Origin of the sequence: Pantoea sp. SORGH_AS_0659, from assembly GCF_031453915.1 — a bacterium.
GTDB lineage: Bacteria > Pseudomonadota > Gammaproteobacteria > Enterobacterales > Enterobacteriaceae > Pantoea > Pantoea leporis.
This window is the reverse complement of record NZ_JAVJAK010000003.1, coordinates 596,016-612,957: the sequence shown is the minus strand read 5'-3', so window position 1 is coordinate 612,957 and position 16,942 is coordinate 596,016. Positions and strand designations below refer to the sequence as shown.

General features: G+C 55.3%; 15 protein-coding genes and 1 pseudogene. 2 read left to right on the top strand and 14 right to left on the bottom strand.

What is annotated here, in order from left to right:
* Positions 1 to 159 precede the first annotated feature (159 nt).
* Positions 160 to 1,362: an MFS transporter gene (locus Q3H59_RS24010; RefSeq protein WP_309837706.1), complete on the bottom strand. Its 1,203-nt coding sequence runs from the start codon at positions 1,360 to 1,362 to the stop codon at positions 160 to 162.
* Between the two features lie 65 nt (positions 1,363 to 1,427).
* On the opposite strand from Q3H59_RS24010, the gene Q3H59_RS24005 reads away from it, so the two are divergent.
* Both Q3H59_RS24005 and Q3H59_RS24000 read left to right on the top strand, forming a co-directional pair.
* Positions 1,428 to 2,450: an AraC family transcriptional regulator gene (locus Q3H59_RS24005; RefSeq protein WP_309837704.1), complete on the top strand. Its 1,023-nt coding sequence runs from the start codon at positions 1,428 to 1,430 to the stop codon at positions 2,448 to 2,450.
* A 478-nt stretch (positions 2,451 to 2,928) separates the two neighbouring features.
* Positions 2,929 to 3,414 (top strand): hypothetical protein, encoded by a 486-nt coding sequence (locus Q3H59_RS24000; RefSeq protein ID WP_280173066.1) that lies wholly within the window; start codon positions 2,929 to 2,931, stop codon positions 3,412 to 3,414.
* 224 nt (positions 3,415 to 3,638) lie between these two features.
* On the opposite strand, the pseudogene Q3H59_RS23995 reads toward Q3H59_RS24000, so the two are convergent.
* The 13 genes and pseudogenes from Q3H59_RS23995 to Q3H59_RS23935 all read right to left on the bottom strand — a co-directional run.
* Positions 3,639 to 3,948 (bottom strand): annotated as a pseudogene (locus Q3H59_RS23995) (IS30 family transposase); the annotation flags it as partial.
* Positions 3,949 to 4,018: 70 nt separating this feature from the next.
* Positions 4,019 to 4,558 (bottom strand): GNAT family N-acetyltransferase, encoded by a 540-nt coding sequence (locus tag Q3H59_RS23990; protein ID WP_277975300.1) that lies wholly within the window; start codon positions 4,556 to 4,558, stop codon positions 4,019 to 4,021.
* Between the two features lie 152 nt (positions 4,559 to 4,710).
* Entirely contained in the window at positions 4,711 to 5,559 is an 849-nt protein-coding gene (locus Q3H59_RS23985) for a VOC family protein (protein WP_277975301.1), read from the bottom strand.
* Between the two features lie 23 nt (positions 5,560 to 5,582).
* Positions 5,583 to 6,734 carry an amidohydrolase gene (locus Q3H59_RS23980; RefSeq protein WP_309837701.1) on the bottom strand — a complete coding sequence of 384 codons (1,152 nt, stop codon included), beginning with the start codon at positions 6,732 to 6,734 and terminating at the stop codon, positions 5,583 to 5,585.
* A 2-nt stretch (positions 6,735 to 6,736) separates the two neighbouring features.
* The gene (locus Q3H59_RS23975; protein WP_277975303.1) at positions 6,737 to 7,834 is read right to left on the bottom strand and encodes an alkylhydroperoxidase domain protein; all 1,098 of its coding nucleotides are present in this window, start codon (positions 7,832 to 7,834) and stop codon (positions 6,737 to 6,739) included.
* Between the two features lie 12 nt (positions 7,835 to 7,846).
* Positions 7,847 to 8,848 carry a putative FMN-dependent luciferase-like monooxygenase gene (locus Q3H59_RS23970; RefSeq protein WP_309837699.1) on the bottom strand — a complete coding sequence of 334 codons (1,002 nt, stop codon included), beginning with the start codon at positions 8,846 to 8,848 and terminating at the stop codon, positions 7,847 to 7,849.
* Positions 8,845 to 10,455, bottom strand: a complete 1,611-nt coding sequence (locus tag Q3H59_RS23965; RefSeq protein WP_309837697.1) for an ABC transporter ATP-binding protein — start codon at positions 10,453 to 10,455, stop codon at positions 8,845 to 8,847. The genes Q3H59_RS23970 and Q3H59_RS23965 overlap by 4 nt, the downstream gene beginning before the upstream one ends.
* Complete coding sequence (locus Q3H59_RS23960) at positions 10,452 to 11,309, bottom strand: ABC transporter permease (protein ID WP_110868458.1); 858 nt, start codon at positions 11,307 to 11,309, stop codon at positions 10,452 to 10,454. The genes Q3H59_RS23965 and Q3H59_RS23960 overlap by 4 nt, the downstream gene beginning before the upstream one ends.
* On the bottom strand, positions 11,306 to 12,250 hold the full coding sequence (locus tag Q3H59_RS23955) for an ABC transporter permease (RefSeq protein WP_309837918.1): 945 nt from the start codon (positions 12,248 to 12,250) through the stop codon (positions 11,306 to 11,308). The genes Q3H59_RS23960 and Q3H59_RS23955 overlap by 4 nt, the downstream gene beginning before the upstream one ends.
* A gap of 12 nt (positions 12,251 to 12,262) precedes the next feature.
* Complete coding sequence (locus Q3H59_RS23950) at positions 12,263 to 13,885, bottom strand: TIGR04028 family ABC transporter substrate-binding protein (protein ID WP_309837694.1); 1,623 nt, start codon at positions 13,883 to 13,885, stop codon at positions 12,263 to 12,265.
* Between the two features lie 221 nt (positions 13,886 to 14,106).
* Positions 14,107 to 15,393, bottom strand: coding sequence for a TRAP transporter large permease (locus Q3H59_RS23945; RefSeq protein ID WP_277975306.1), 1,287 nt, complete (start codon positions 15,391 to 15,393; stop codon positions 14,107 to 14,109).
* A gap of 12 nt (positions 15,394 to 15,405) precedes the next feature.
* Entirely contained in the window at positions 15,406 to 15,912 is a 507-nt protein-coding gene (locus Q3H59_RS23940) for a TRAP transporter small permease (protein ID WP_137386973.1), read from the bottom strand.
* A gap of 48 nt (positions 15,913 to 15,960) precedes the next feature.
* Positions 15,961 to 16,938 (bottom strand): TRAP transporter substrate-binding protein, encoded by a 978-nt coding sequence (locus Q3H59_RS23935; protein WP_137386972.1) that lies wholly within the window; start codon positions 16,936 to 16,938, stop codon positions 15,961 to 15,963.
* Positions 16,939 to 16,942: the final 4 nt, after the last annotated feature.

The window sequence follows — 16,942 nt, the reverse complement described above, 5'->3', positions numbered from 1 at the left end:
CACTGACACCTCAAAGCCAATTCATTTGGACGCTGAGGTGCCGAACAGAGTAGTAGAGATTTTAAGTGAGCGGAAGAGCCAGGAAACCTCGCTACTTTTTTCAGGCCAGCCAAATGGTTCAGCTGGCCTTTATTTAAACGTCTTTAATAAGGGAAGTGGTCAGCTCAGCGCGACCCTCACTTTTAGTGCAATCACCAGCGCGGCAAAACACATTATGCAACCCGCGGTAATGAAAACACCGGTTACGCCGCTGAGACCAAAAAGTAATCCTCCCAACGCAGCACCCGCAGCAATTGAGGATTGAACTGCTGCGACTACCATGCCGCCAGCGGTTTCAGCCTGATCGGGAACGGAACGCGCTACCCAGTTTGACCACGCAACGGGTACGCCACCAAATGCCATCCCCCACAATGCGACGAACAACATCAATCCTGCTTCCTCAAGTGGCAGCAAAATCATGCTTAATGCCGCTAAACCAACAAGTGCTGGCATCAGTATCAGGGTAAGACGCAGGCTTTTCTCCATCAGCCACCCGGCCAGCAGCGTACCGATAAAATTAGCGACGCCAAATCCAAGCAGTATCAAAGACAAACGATCCACATCAAGTTGAACAATATTTTCAAGAGCCGGACGAATATAGGTAAAGAGCGCATATTGACCCGTATGGGCAATCACACAACCCGTCATTCCCACCGCAATGCCTGGGCGGCGGAGTAAATCCATGACAGATGCCGTAATCATCATTTTACGCGAAGCCATCCCAGGAAGCGTAAACAGCTGGAAAAGCAGTGTCAGCAGGCCAACTGCGGTTGCAGCGATAAAAGCACTACGCCAGCCATAAAGCCCACCTAAATAGCTTCCCAACGGGATCGAAACCACGGTACCGACAGCAATACCGCTAAAAATAATGGAGAGAGCACGTGGGACGCTTTTTGCAGGGACCAGCCGCATAGCTACGGCAGCAGCCATACTCCAGAAGCCTCCCAACGCGATGCCCAGCAAAATGCGCATGACCAGCAGAACAGCCAGACTGGAGGAGAGTGCGACAAGCAGGTTGGAGGCGATCATCAGCACGGTAAAACCCAGCAAAACAGCTCGGCGATCATAATTACGCGTCAGGCGAGGAACCATCAGACCCGCAAACAGGGCCACCACAGCTGTCACCGTCACAGCCTGACCAGCAAGCGCTTCGGTTACACCAAGATCCGCGGCCATGGGTGTTAACAGGCTGGCAGGAAGATATTCTGCAGTCAGCAAGCCAAACACGCCCATCGTCAGTGAAATAACGGCCATCCATGCGGATTCTTTGGGTTCCGAACTGTTCAAACTAACGGATACAGCTTCAGTTGCTTCATTTCTCATAACACACTCTTTTTTTGGAGAAAAAATGATAACTCCAAGTCTAGAGTTGAGCGGCTGGACGATCTATGATGCCACATCCTGATTTTTTACCCGAAACTCCGGTTATGCCAGTGAATAAACACTTTGCCCTGTCATCCGAACTCATCAGTGAATTGCTGCTGGAAATGCGTCTGCGTGGCGTGCAGTATCGCCGTTTACAGACGGGCTCTGAGTTTGGCGTCGGTTTCAGCAGCAGACCCGGACATGCCTATTTTCATTACATCGCAGTGGGTACTGCTGTGCTGCGCACACACGATGGTACGTTGCACGAACTAAAAGCCGGGTGCATGGTATTCATGCCGCAGGGCGAGGAGCATCAGCTTTTATCGGATGTCAGCTGTTCATTTCAACATATCGACACGTTCGGCTCTGCTCCTTTAGGCGAGGCCGTCAGCGGAATTAATACCTGCCCGAGTTCGCATCCGACGCCCAGCACGGTTCTGTTTTATGGCTGTATGGAGTTCGATCTTGGTGGAATGCAGGGCCTGGATAAACTGATGCCGCAAGCCATCGTGGTTGAGGCAAATGAACAGATTTATCCGGGGCTGGTTCCCGTTCTGGGCGCGATGAAATCTGAAATCTGTTCCGGACGCGCGGGCTTCGCGGGCATTCTGGCACGCCTCGCAGAAGTGGCGGCGGCCATGATTGTGCGTGGATGGATCGAAAACGGCAGCGAGAACGCCGCTGGTCTGATCGCTGCGTTACGTGATCCACGACTTGCCCGTGCCATTCTGGCCATTCATCGTGATACAAGCCGGGAGTGGTCTGTTGCCGAGCTTGCTGCCCAGTCGCATGTATCCCGTTCTGTTTTTGCTGAACGCTTCAAATCAATCATCGGCATACCTCCGCAGCGCTATGCAAGGGAGGTGCGAATGCGCATCGCGGGTCACTGGATTACTCACGATAAGATCTCAATTGACACCGTAGCGCTTCGCCTCGGCTATGCCTCGCAGGCAGCCTTTAGCAGAGCGTTCAAGCGTATTAATGGGTATCCACCGGGCGCTATGCGTCAGCGAACAGCGAGAGGCGTTAATACAGTAAGTGAGTGAATGCTATTATTGTCATTTGCTGGATTGAATGTAGAAGACCTTAAAAACTGAGCGGAAACGACTTTTCATCATTCTACGTATCGCAAATTTCTCCGGTGTCCGCTTCTGGCACAGAGTTACTTGTTGTAAGAAGCGGATGTCTGTAATGAGCAAAGAACTGACATATCATTTACAGATGCTGGTGGTTTTGAATTTACGCAATCAAGCAAGATGATTAATTCTGATCTGACTGACTTTGTCACTAAACATTCTTTCCGAATATGCTTTTTCGTCCATGTAGGAAAGCACGATTTGTACGATGCGATATCGAATATTAAAATCAGGAGCCTGGGATTCTAAATTGAAGTCAAACGAATCTACGTTTAAAGGAATAATGAATATGTCGTGCTTAAAAAAATATGTATAGTGGGTCTTCCCCAGTAATGGGGATATAATCGAATGTTCTACATTTTACGTTACTTTACTCATGCTTCTAGTCGTGTCAGGAACCTGGGCTTCTAAATTGAAGTTAAACGAATTTACGTTTAAAGGAATAACGAATATGTCATGCTTAAAAAAATATGCATATGCCCCATTTATATCACTACTTTATGGTGTTTCAGCAACGGCCTCACCAGATTTGATGTATGACATTGATAAGAGGGACTATTCGGTGTCAACAGAGGTAACGCCACAATTTTCCTGGGATAAAAGTGAGTCTCAAGGTGATAAAACCCAATATTGTCTTACTCCTCGCGATCCAGGATGCAGCAAAATGTGGCATGAGGAAAAAGCGAAGGATTATTCCTGGTCCACAGAGGTAACGCCAAAACTATCTTGGGAGAAAAGTGAGTCTCAAGATGATAAAACTCACTATTGTCTTACCCCTAGCGATCCAGGATGCAGCAATATGTGGCATAAGGAAAAAGCGAAGGAGTATGACGAGCGGAGGCAGCGTTCCCAACAAAAAAGGCTTTATAATTAACATAAATGATCGTTCAAAAGCTCATATTCAGTTTTCCATAGTGGGATATTACGCCTGGCTTGTAACGTTCTTAATAGTTAGGCTGATAATATTTGACGATTCATTTCTTGAGAATTTTTTGCAGCTTATTTAGAATGCATCTAAAAATCGCACCAAACCGCCTCGTATTCATTTACTGATTCGCGAAATATTATGAATTGGACAGAATAACTTGAGCGTCCAAAGTCAGTTCCTTTTGGGAATATTGTCTGACCAGCTTGTTCGTATTTTCATTTGAGCCACGCTGTCAGGGAGATTGAGGACCACAGAAATAAATCCAAATGTCTGTCGCTACCGTAAATCGAGCGTGGCTGGTCGTTTGGCGCCTCGATCCCATGTTAGTGTTTTATAAAAGCTCAGCTGGTAATTCCGCGCTTGTTTGATGAGTGCAGATACAACAGTTATGGTTTTGTTGTCGCTGATTTTGGACAGCATAACAAAGCGGGAATGGCGTTCAACGTGGGTGACGATATAGGAGTTAGTAGACATCTCTATGTTTGGTCGGGTTAAATATGGCTAATTCGTTAAATAACCTTGATCCCGAGCTGAGTTGATCACACCTGCACTACAACCCATATTCCTCGCGCAACAACCCAAACAGCCAATCGTTATGCCACGCATTTCTCAGCCAGTAACTTTCTCGCAGTTCACCTTCTAATACAAAACCGACTTTTTCCAGCAGTCGCCGTGAGGGCGTATTGCCTGCGGTGACGGTAGCGCTTAGGCGTCGAATGCCGCCGTCGCTGAATGCATAGTCACAAATCGCGCGGAGCGACTCGTGCGCATAGCCTTTGCCATGCGCTTCAGGTGCGAACAGAAAGCCGACTTCGGCGCAGTCATTTTCCCTACGAATATAACCGCTGACGCCGAGGCGATTGCCTGACTGTTTTTCCCGCACCACCAGACACAGCCAATGCGCGCTGAATGGCGACCAGCGCGGCAATCTTGCTGTAAAATCGGCGTGAATTTTTTCATCGGATTTTGCATCGGCGACGTAATGCATGACGTGAGGCGAGAGCTGGAGCTGACGGAAGAAGTCCCAGTCGTCTTCCGCGATCTGCGAGCAAGTGAGTCTGGGCGTGTCGAGATGCAGGTTAGCGGTCACTTTTCACCTTTAGAATTCAGATTACTCCACAACGATATTTTACAACGCTCATAACGTAGCGGCGCAATTTATTGCGCAATATCAGGCTAGTTGCGCAATCGCCATCACATTGCGCGATAAATCGCGCCGCTACGGATACATGCAAAACGTGATTATTGCTGGAACCGCAACGCCACACCAAACGCCTGCTCGGCACCAACAATAATCGCCGACTCTTCTTCGCGGAACGGCACATCACCGAGCAGAAGGCTGGCTTTCACTTTGCGCAGATCCGAGGTGCGCAAACTCAATCCGGCCATGCGCGCGCTGCCGTCGTAATCAATCGGCAATCCGGCGAAGCGCTGCGTAACGTATTCCGCGGCGGCAAAGCGTACCGTTGCCACGCCCGCTTTGAGCACAAACGCGCCTTCCTGACAGGCGGTGAGTTTATCTGCACCGAATAAACGGCTGTAGGGCTGCGCAGCGGCGGCGGGATCCTGCGCCACCACCACGAACTCGACGATATCGCTCACGCCATTCGGATGGACGCGCCACGCGTCCTGCCACACCGAATCCGGTGTGTCGTGCTGACAAAAGAAGCTGCGGCCGTTCGCAACCAGCGACGGGCGCAACCGCACGGTGCGGAAGCGTGCTTCCTGCTCGGTGCCGTCCGGCAAAGTAACGGGACGGAAAAAGCTCGCAGGCAGATCGCCGTCGATATCCTGGCTCTCAAGATAGCGCCACACCGCATCGGCATCCTCGGTTTTCCACACTAATCCGCTGAGGCCAATCGGCGACTGCCACAAATCCTGGCGCAGATTGCCGCGCCCAGGCTCAAACCCCAACAGCTCCAGATAGTTATCTCCAAAAATCGCCAGATGATTACTGGAGCCGAGCGAATGATGGCCGCGCTCGGTCAGCTGAAATCCCAGGCGACGAAACAGCGCGCTGGCGTCATCCAACTGGCTGGTAACGTTGATCACCACATGGTCGAGACGTGGAACAGGTACAGAAATCGCCATCGCTTTTCTCCTTGCTCTCATGGTCACGATGCCAGCGCCTGTTGTTGGCGCAGCGTCAGCAGCGCGCGCTGGGCCAGCTCGGTAAAGTAATGCACCGCCGGTTCCAGCATCGCTTCATCCGGATCGAATCCGGCGTGATGCAGGCCAAATTCACTGGCGCTGCCGATGCTGACGAACGCGCCCGGCAGCTGCTGCAGGTAGAAGGCGAAGTCTTCGCCACCCATCTGCGGCGTGCCGACCTGTGTTTGATAGCCTTGCTCTGCGGCCAGATCCAGCGCGAAATCGGCCCATTGCGGGGTGTTGAACAGCGAAGGCGGACCTTCCTGCCACACCAGCTCCGCCTGTGCGCCAAATCCGGCGGCGATCCCGTTTATCAGCGCATCAATTTTCTGCGGGATTTGTGCGCGAATCGCCGCATTATGGGTGCGCACCGTGCCTTCCACCTCCACCGTTTGTGGCAGCACGTTCCAGCTGTTGCCTGCGGTAAAGCGCGTCACGCTGACCACCACCGACTCCAGCGAACTGAACACGCGGCTCGGCAGCGTTTGCAGCGCGGTGACGATGTGGCTGCCAATCACGATGCTATCAATGCCTTCATGCGGACGCGCGGCGTGCGCACCTTTGCCGTTGATAGTGATCTGGAAACGATCGACGTTGGCATAATAGGCACCGCCGCGCGTCCGCAGCGTGCCGGTTGGCAGATCCGGCGCATTATGCAGGCCGAAAATCGCCTGCACCTCTTTCAGCGCGCCCGCCGCCAGCAGCTGTTTCGCGCCGGTAAAAATCTCTTCGGCTGGCTGGAACAGAATGCGCACGCGGCCAGGCAGCTGGGATTCGATGCGTTGCAACTGCTGTGCGACGCCCAGCATCACGCTGCTATGCAGATCGTGGCCGCAGGCGTGCATCACGCCCGGCTGTTGGGAGCGCCATACTTGATCGGTTTGCTCGTCGATGGGCAGGGCGTCGATGTCGGCACGCAGCGCAATCAGCGGTTCACCGTGACCGATTTCTGCCACGACACCGGTTTTCAAATCCAGCGGCAGCAGCTTGACGTTGAGTTCCTGCAACCAGCGGGTAAGGCGCTCGGTGGTGGCAAATTCCTGATCCGACAGTTCAGGATGCTGATGCAGCTCGCGTCGCCAGCGCACCAGCTGTTGATGTGAAAGATCCGTCATGGTCATCCTTGTGTGTGTTCAGGTAAGAAAGGTTCGCCGAGCGTCAGCATCAGGCGATTTGCCCAGGCAAAGAAGGCGGCGGATTGAATCAGGTCCAGCAGCTCCAGCGTGCTGAATCCCTGAGCGCGCAGCGCCTGCAGCTGTTTCAGGCTGGTGGCGGCAGGCGTAATCGATAAGGTAGCAACCAGATCGATCTGCGCCGCCCAGCGCGCCGATTGTCCGTGCGACAGCTCAGCGCCCGGCGCGACATTCAGCAGCTTCTGCACCGCCGGTTCATCTTTCGACAGCTGGCTGGCTTTGCGCGCATGCACCGAGGCGCAGTAGATGCAGCCGTTGACCTTGCTCACCACCGTGGCGGCGAGTTCTCGCTCGGCGCGCGAGAGTCCGCCTGCGGTGTAGAAGATGCCTTTATCGGTTAGCGTGCGCTGCTCAAGCAGCGGCTGATTGCGGCCCAGCAGGCGGAAGTAATCAGAGTCGCTATGGCCGAATTTCGCCAGCGTTGCCTGCTCTTCAGCGCTAAATTCATGCAGCGGTTTTGCTGCCAGCCACGGTTCCCAGCCGAGTTCCTGTTGGGTAAAGGCGGTGAGGGCGGTTTTCCCGCTGACGGTGAGCGGCGCATCGTGCCATTTACCGGCCACCGCATGCGGCTGCGACGCCGTCTCTTCACCGTTGAGCAAACGCAAACCCGCAAGCAAGCGGCTCTGGAAGCTGACAAAGGCAATCAGCTGCGCCAGCGTGACGATGCCACGTGGCGACCATCCGGCAGTTTGCAGCGTCTCGATGTGCTGCGGCGCAGCATCGACCGGATGCAGGCTCAGCAGTTCCGCAAACGCCAGACCCGCAGCGAAGCGTGCGTTGTTAGGCTGATCCGGCTGGCGGTAATGCGCTTCGAGACTCGACGCGCCATGCCAGGCCGCGACCTGCGCGGCGAGGGCGAAACGTTCTGCTAACGGCAAATCCTCATCATCCTGTGAAAACAGCACGTCATAGCTGCCTTGCGTGTGCTGGGTGGCGGCGTGACGCTCGGCGCGGGCTTGCGCCAGTTCAGACGCGGGATCGATATCCGCCAGCGCGGCCAGTAAATCAAACGTTTGAGACATGAAATTCTCCTGTTAAGCGTGGCTTAGCGCACGCAGCGCGGGAGCAATATGCTCGGCAATCAATTCGATAGAACGCAGAATGTCGGCGTGTGGCGGATCGATGGAGTGCACCTGGAAGCTGATATCGGTGACGCGTTGCAGCGACGTATCGGCCAGCAGCGATTGCCGCACCGTGTCGGCATCGCCGAAGTGCGCATCCAACTGACGCGCCTGTTCGTCCAGCGTGTTGCCAATCTCGTGTCCCGATTCACGGAAATGCTGCGCCTGGCGCTGTAAGCCCGGCTCGGCAAGACGGCGCGCGTAGTCGTTGGAATCGGCCACAAAAGCGGTGCGCGATGCCAGAATGCGCGGCGCAATGCCTGCTGGTAAAGCCGCCAGATAGGCATCAATCATCGGGTTTTGTATCTGGTCGAGCGGCAAATCAGGCTGGCCCGTCGGACGCGGCTGGGTGCGCGACAGCATCAAACCGTGCCCGGCTTGTCCCGCGCGCGCCGCGCCTTCCACCGAGAAGGTGGCGATCCACACGCGCTGCGCCAGCGTCGGCGCAGCGGGATAAAGATGATTCTCCGGATGGCCCAACGTATCGCCGCGCCAGGCGCTCAGCAGTTGATGCAGATGATCGGCAAACACGCTGGCGCGCTGGTCGATAGTGATACCGAACGGCAGAAACGAGGTCGCGGTGCCGCCCGAACCTAAACCGACTTCGAGGCGACCGTTGCTCAGCAAATCCAGCACCGCGGCATCTTCGGCGACGCGCAGCGCGTTCTCCATCGCCAGCGTGATGATGCCGGTGCCAAGCCGAATAGTGCGGGTGTGCGCAGCAACGTGGGCCAGAAACAGCAGCGGTGACGGCAAGCCGCCTTCTTTCTCGTGAAAGTGGTGCTGAGCAATCCACGCGCTGTCAAAACCGGTGCGCTCGGCGTGCTGAATCTGTTCAGTTGCCAGGCGATAGCGCTGCTGTGCGGAAGTGTCGTCCAGCAGGCGAGTGAAAAAACCAATGCGTTTGCGCGTCATGCAGACTCCTTAATCAGCGGACGGAAAGCGGGAATCGCGTCAATCAGCGATCGGGTATACGGATGCTGCGGCGCGTTAAATAGCGTGACAGTGTCACCTTGCTCCACCACTTCACCAGCGCGCAGCACGGTGACGCTGTGCGCAACGCGGCGCACGGTGGCGAGGTCGTGGGTGATAAACAGATAAGTAAGGCCGAGCTCGCGTTGCAGTTGTTGCAACAGTTGCAGAATCTGCGCCTGCACCGTGACATCCAGCGCCGAGGTCGCTTCATCCAGCACCAGAATAGCCGGTTGCAGAATCAGGGCGCGGGCGATGGCTACGCGCTGACGCTGGCCGCCGGACAACTCGCGCGGTTTGCGCGTCAGCAGCTCCAGCGGTAACGCCACGCGCTGCGCCACGGCTGCGACGCGTTGCCGGCGCTCGTCGCTGCTGAGTTTCTCAAAGTTACGCAGTGGCTCTTCAATGATGGCGAACAGCGTCTGGCGCGGATCCAGTGAGGCAAACGGGTTTTGATACACAAACTGAATCTTGCGGCGCAGCTGACGTTGCGCTTCGCCGCGCAGCGCGGTGGCATCGATGCCATCGATCACCACGCGGCCGCTATCGGCCTGCTCAAAGCCTAAAAGAATGCGCGCCAGCGTGGTTTTCCCCGAGCCGGATTCGCCTACCAGCGCGTGCGTGGTGCCGCGCGCTACGGTCACGCATACCTCTTTCGCTACCTGAAGCTGCTGCTGGCGACCGAGGGAAAACTGTTTATTGATACCGGAGAGCTGAATCGCTGGCGACGAGAAGTTGGCCTGTGTCGGCACGGACAGCGCGCTGTCGCCCGGATCGGCGTCCTGCAACAGCTGCCGCGTGTAAGCATGCTTAGGCGCGTTGATCACCTGCGGAGCCGGGCCTTGTTCCTGAACTTCGCCATGACGAAATACCAGCAGGCGATCGGCGCGTTCTGCCGCCAGCGCCAAATCGTGCGTGACAAACAGCACCGCCGTACCGGATTCGCGGCGCAGCACATCCAGCAGATCGAGAATGCGTTTTTGCACCGTGACATCCAGCGCGCTGGTGGGTTCATCGGCAATGATAATCTGCGGACGCAGGGCGAGGGCGATAGCAATCAGCACGCGCTGTTTCATGCCGCCGGAAAGCTGATGCGGATACTGCGTCAGACGCTGTTCCGGATGGCTCAGCCCCACTTTTTGCAGCAGCTCCAGTACGCGCTGCTGACGTTCGGTTTTGCTGATTTTCAGGTGCAGCTGCAACATTTCACCGACCTGATCGCCAATGGTTTTCACCGGATTGAGCGAGTTGCCCGGATCCTGCGGCACTAAGCTGATGCTGACGCCGCGCAAGCTATCAAGACGTTTAGAAGACCAGCCGGCGATATCGGTGCCGTTCAGCACAATTTTGCCGCTGTCACGACGGCCATTTTCCGCCATCAAACCAATAATGGCCTGCGCGGTGGTGGTTTTGCCGGATCCGGATTCACCGACCAGCGCCACCATTTCACCCGGCTGCAACTCAAAGCTGACGTTGTGAACCACCGCGCGCCACTCGCCGCGCTGGCGATAGCTGAGGGTTAAATTTTCAATGGCTAATAACGCGCTCATGCGTCACCTCCGGCCAGTTGACGACTGATGCGGTTGGCGGCCAGCACCACGGCGACTACCACAATGCCGGGGAAGGTGGTGAGCCACCACGCGGTCGCCAGATAGTTACGTCCTTCGGCGATCAATAAACCCCATTCAGGCGTCGGCGGCGGCGTGCCGTAGCCGAGGAAGCTGAGCGTGGATAACGCCAGAATCGCCTGGCCAAACTGCAAGGCGGCGAAGGCGATCACCGCCGTTAGCGAGTTGGGTAAAATGTGACGCCACAACACGCGCCCGAAACTGCCGCCGCTGCCGTAAGCCGCTTCGACGAACTCGCTGCGGCGTACGCGGACCACTTCGCCACGCGCCAGGCGGGCAAAGCTGGCAATCGAGGCGATGCCCACCGCCAGCGCGGCGTGCACGGTGCCAAAACCCAGCAGAATCAGAATGCTGAGCGACAGCAGCAGCGAAGGAATCGACAGCAGCACATCCACTAAGCGCATCAGCCAGTTCTCAGTGCGACCGCCCATCGCGCCCGCCAGCACGCCGAGCGTGGTGCCGCCAATCAGCCCCATCGCCACCGCTGCGACCGCCGCCGACAGCGACTGTGACGCACCATAAATAATGCGCGCGTAGAGATCGCGGCCCAGCTGATCGGTGCCGAGCCAGTAAGCGGCCTGCGGCGGCAGACGTTGCGCGCCAGGCACGCCTTCCGTCGGGCTGAAATGGGTAAACAGACCCGGCGCAAATGCCGCCAGCAGCGCCAACAGCATCACGCCCCACGCCAGCCACAAACCTGGCTGGATGTTGAGCACGCGGGACGCACGTGCGTTGCCGTTGCTTTGACGCGCAGTTGAGTAATCGACCAGACTCATCGGTTGCCTCCGGCAATGGATTGCAGACGCGGATCGAACAGCGGCATCAGCGCATCGACCAGCAGGTTAATCAGCACAAACGCCAGCGCCGAGATCATCACCACCGCCTGTAACACCGCGACGTCCTGATTATTCACCGCCTGCTGCGTCAGCTGACCGACGCCGCTTAGGCCAAACACGGTTTCGGTAATCAGCGCACCGGCGATCAGTTCCCCGAGCAGCAAACCGGCAACGTTCAGCACCGGCAGCAGCGCATTGCGCATCACGTGATGCCACAGCACATGGCTTTCGCTGGCGCCTTTAGCGCGCGCGACCGCCACGAACGGCTGGGTAGAAACCTGATCGATGCTGCGCAACAGAATCTGCGCCAGCGGCGCGGAGATTGGGATCGCCACGGTAATCACCGGCAGAATCAAACCCTGTAGCGCCGACGGATTGATCACCGGGATCCAGCGCAGCTGGAAGGAGAACAGCTGAATCAGCGCGATGCCGAGCCAGAAGGTCGGTAGGGAGATAAACAGCGCCGGAATTGATTGCAGCACCGAACGCAGGAAGCGCAGCGCTGGCAAGCGCGATAACGCCGCCAGCGCGAACGCGATAAGGGTTGCCAGCACAAAACCGAGCAGCGCCAGTTGCAGCGTGGCGGGCAGGTTGCTGATCAGCTGTTCGCTGACCGGCACGCCCGCCTGCACCGAGTAACCAAAATCGCCGCGCACCATCGCCAGCAGCGTGTGCACGTACTGCTGCCAGAGCGGATTATCCGCGCCGTAAGCCAGTCGCATTTCGGCAATTTGATCCGGGCTAAGGCCCAGATCCGGGTTCTGAAACTTGATCAGCACCGCATCGCCGGGCAGCACCTGCAGCAGAAAGAACGACAGGGTAAACGCGGCCCACAGCACCAAAACGCTTTGGCCCACTCTTCGCAGCAGTGAACGTTGCATCATTAACCTGCCTTAGTGTTTTTCCAGCCACGCGCCGTAGAACGACGGACGACCCACGGCTTCAAAATTCACGCCTTTCAGCCACGGCGCACCGGCAAACACCTGCGGTTCTTCAAAGATCGGAATCACATAGGCCTGATCGAGCAGATAGCGCTGCGCCTCGCCGGTCACAGCCAGGCGTTTTGCCGGATCGACTTCCGAGGAGATCCCCAGCAACAGCGTGTTCAGCTTGTCGTCGCGGAAGTTCTGCACCTTGTCGCTGGAGCCGCCTTTTTGCAGCAGCGCATCACGGTTAGTCGGATAGAACTGGCTCTTCACCACGTCAGGATCGGCGCGGCCCACTTCGGACACCACCAGCGGGGTTTTCAGCGGATCGAGGTTATCCAGCACGCGGCTGCCGGCATCACCGGCTTTCACCGCCAGCGCGGCGCCAACCTGACGCCACTGCTGTGCCACCAGCTGCAGCACCTCTTTGTTCTGCGGTTGCGGCAGCGATTCATAAATGGTCAGCGCCAGTTTCTTGCCATCCTTTTCGCGGATGCCGTCGCTGCCCGGTTTCCAGCCCGCTTCATCCAGCAGCTTTTTCGATAACGCCGGATCGAATTTCAGCTTGTCGGCCAGATTGACGTAACCGGCCGCCGAGGTGGCGATCACCGAGGTGGCCTGCGGATAGTTCGGTGAGAACAGGGTTTGCACCACTTGCTGAGCGTTGGTGGCGTGCAGCAGCGCCTGACGGACTTTCACATCGCTGACCAGCGGGTTATCCGGGCGGAAGCTGATGCTGTCGTTAACGCCACGTGTGGGTGCAGCGTAAATCGGGAAGTTTTGCTGCTGCGCCTGTTTTTCGTCGTAGGCTTGCACCTGACGAATAAAGTCTGCCTGGCCGGCCAGCAGCGCGCCAATACGCACGCTGTCTTCCGGCGTGACGATGAATTTAATGCCGTCGAGATTGGCGGGACCTTGCTGGGCGAGGTTTTTCGGGCCCCATTGATAATCTTTGCGCGCGGTTAAATCGACCTCGCGGCCGAGTTTCTCATCGCTGACCACAAATGGACCGGAACCAATAATATGACGCGCATCGCCGAGTTGGTCGAAGCTACGCTGCAGCGTACTGAGGGAAACCAGGCCCGAACCGATGGTAGCGGTGCCCTGTAAAAAACCGGGAGATGGCTTTTTGAAATAGAATTTCACCGTCTGAGGATCAATAACTTCACTGCGGTCGTAATTATTGATCACTTCGGAAACCGGCAGGCGCTGGGCTTTATTTCCCAGACCGTAAGTATCAAAGTTTTTGGCTACCGCATTGGCATCTAATGGCGTGCCATCGGAGAAAGTGACGCCGGGACGAATTTTAAAGGTATATTCGGTTTTATCGGCGTTACTGCTCCAGCTTTCGGCAATCCACGGTTCCACTTTTAAGGTTTCAGGATTCTGCCACGTCAGCTTATCGGTAATTTGATTCAGAATACCGCCATTGGGATAAAAGCCACCGGCGGGTGGATAAAGGTTGGTATGTGCCTGTTGTTCGAGGTAAACCAGCGTGCCGCCTTTAACGGGCGTGTCTGCCGCGTGGGCGCTAAAAATCCCTGATAGCAGGGCCAAACTCAACGCCTGCAAGTGAAAATGCTTAGTCATGGTGTTTCCCTTTTTAATCAATAGCCCGACGGGCGGTTTTCATCATTGAATGCCGCACACGGGAGTTGAACCAAGGAATTGCACTAAGCTTTGCCGAAAAAAATAAATAGCGAGACATACCGATTTTCGTAGCGGTGCGATTTATCGCGCGTCTTTTAATTCTGCACGGCAATATCACGCGCAATAAATTGCGCCGCTACGTGGTGGTTAACGTTGGTTGGTTACATCACGCCCATTAAACGCGGTAGCCACAGCGATATTGCCGGAATATAGGTAATCAACATCAGCACAATAAACAACACGCCATAGAAAGGCAGCATGGCGGTGACCACTTGCTCAATCTTTTGCTTACTCACTGCGCTGGCGACAAATAGTACCGTGCCGACCGGTGGCGTAATTAAACCAATGCCTAAGTTGGTTAGCATTATCATGCCGAAATGCACCGGATCGACGCCGAGTGCGGTGGCTACCGGTAATAGTACCGGCGTCAGAATCAGGATCAGCGGTGCCATATCCATTAGCGTCCCCACCACCAGTAGCAGCAGATTAATGCACATCAAAATCACATACTTGTTACTGGAAAATTGGGTAAAGGCTTCGGTAATAATGGTGGGTAATTGCATAAAGGTCATTACCGCACCAAAACCGGCGGCGAAGGCGATCAACACCATCACAATGGTTACCGTTTTGATGGTACGAAACACCAGAATATGCAATTGCGTCCATTTGAAATCACGATAAATAAACATGGTGACAAAGAACGCCCAGATGCAGGCAATGGCTGCCGATTCCGAGGCGGTGAACACGCCGGACAGAATTCCGCCGAGAATGATGAAAATGGTGAACAATCCCCAAAACGCATCGAAGAAGATTTTCAACGCCTGCTTGTAAGGGATGCGCTCACCTTTGGGATAGCCGCGTTTACGCGCAAATCCCAGGCACATTACCATTAAGCAAAAACCCAGTAACAGGCCAGGAATGATGCCGGCGACAAACAGCGATGAGATGGTGACAACACCGCCGGTGGCGAGCGAATAAATCACCGAATTGTGGCTGGGCGGGGTTAACACCGCTTGTACCGAGCCGCTGGCCGTTACCGCCGCTGCGAAATCACGCGGATAGCCTTTCTCCTCCATCTGCGGAATCATCACGGAACCAATCGAGGCGGTATCCGCCACCGAAGAACCCGAAATTGCACCAAAAAAGGTTGAGGCGACAATATTCACCAGCGACAAACCGCCGCGAATAAAACCAACGAAAATATAGGCAAAGTTGACCAGCCGACGGGCAATGCCGCCTTCCGCCATAATCGCACCAGCCAAAATGAAGAACGGAATGGTTAACAGTGAAAACTTATTAATGCCGTTGGTAATCTGAATCACCACCGCTTCCAGTGGTAAATCGATCCACCATGCCCCGATAAACGCGCTCAATCCAACGGCAAATGCCACCGGGAAACCCACCAGCAGTAATACCACCAAACTGCCTATCAAAATCAGTGCGTCCATTTTCTTCTCCGCTTAGTGGGTGCCGCCAAGAGTCACGATGGCGCGTTGGCTTTGATCGCCATTAACCAATCTTTCAATGACAAACAGCAGGGTGAAAATCGCGCCGATTGGGATCGGCAGATACATTTCGCCGTAGGTCACCACCGGTAGTGAGGCCAGCGTTTGCACCCACATCGCTTCGCACAGGTTGTAACTGGCGCGGAAAATCACCAGACAGGTGATGATCATCAGCGCGTCAGACAACTTGAGCAGCCAGCGCTGATTCACCGGCGAGAGCCGGTCGGTCATCATCGAGACGCAAATATGCGTACCGGCGCGGAACCCGACTGGCGCACCAATAAAGGTAAAGATGACCATGCAAATGATGGCGACCGGTTCTGGCCAGGATAACGCGTCGTTCAGCACATAGCGGGTGAAAATCCCGATGGGAATCACCGTCACCATGATCAACAAGGCAACAGCGGCGATCGCCATGCACAGCAAATAAAGCCCATCCATCAGACGAGAGTATGCAGTCATAATGTTTACCTGATTAAAACGCCACGCAGGCACGTGGCGTGGGGAGGATTACTTCACATCAGCAATTTGTTTCATCAAATCCTGATATTTGCCGCCAAACTGATCGCGCACTGGCTGGGTGGCTTTCATGAAGGTTTCACGATCGGTTTCCTGGAAGGTCACGCCACCGGCTTTCATCTTCTCAATGGATTGTTGAGTGTAAGTTGCCCAGAGCTGACGCTCTTCCTCCTGTGCCTCTTTGCCTAATTTCTTCAGCAACGCCTGGTCGTCAGCCGAGAGGCGATTCCACAACGGTTTAGAGTAGAGAATCATTTCAGGCTGAATGAAGTGACCGGTGAGGGTGTAGTACTTAGCGACGGGCATATAGTTGTGGGCAACAAAGGTTGGCGGGTTGTTTTCAGTGCCATCCACCACGCCGGTTTGCATGGCGCTAAACACTTCGCTCACGCCCATTGCCACCGGGTTTGCGCCCATGGCTTTTAAGGTCGCCAACGAAATCGCACTGTTTTGCACGCGGATTTTCATACCTTTAAGATCGTCGGGTTTGGCGATTGGCTTTTTAGTGATCATGTTGCGCACACCGGCGTCGGTCCAGCCGAGGAATATCATGCGGGCGTTAGGATCGTTATCGAATTTCTCGACGATATTTTTCCCGATATCACCATCAAGCACCTTGTGCATATGATCCTCATCGCGAAAAACATACGGCAAGGTTAATACGCTGGTTTCTGGCGCGATGGTGGTGACCGGTGCCAGCGAAACACGGATCATGTCAATGGCGCCCAGTTGCACCTGCTGCAGCGTTTGGTCTTCATCGCCTAGTACGCCACCGGCGTAAACCTTCATTTCTAATCGGCCATCAGTGGCTTTTTTTAGCTTCTCGCCCATGTGTTCAAGCGCCACCACGGTGGGATAACCCGCCGGTTGAACTTCGGCCACTTTAATGACCTTGGCGGAAGCCACTGCCGGGCAAAACGCTGCTGCAGAGGATAACGAAACGACCAGAAGTAATTTTTTAAACGTCATGCTT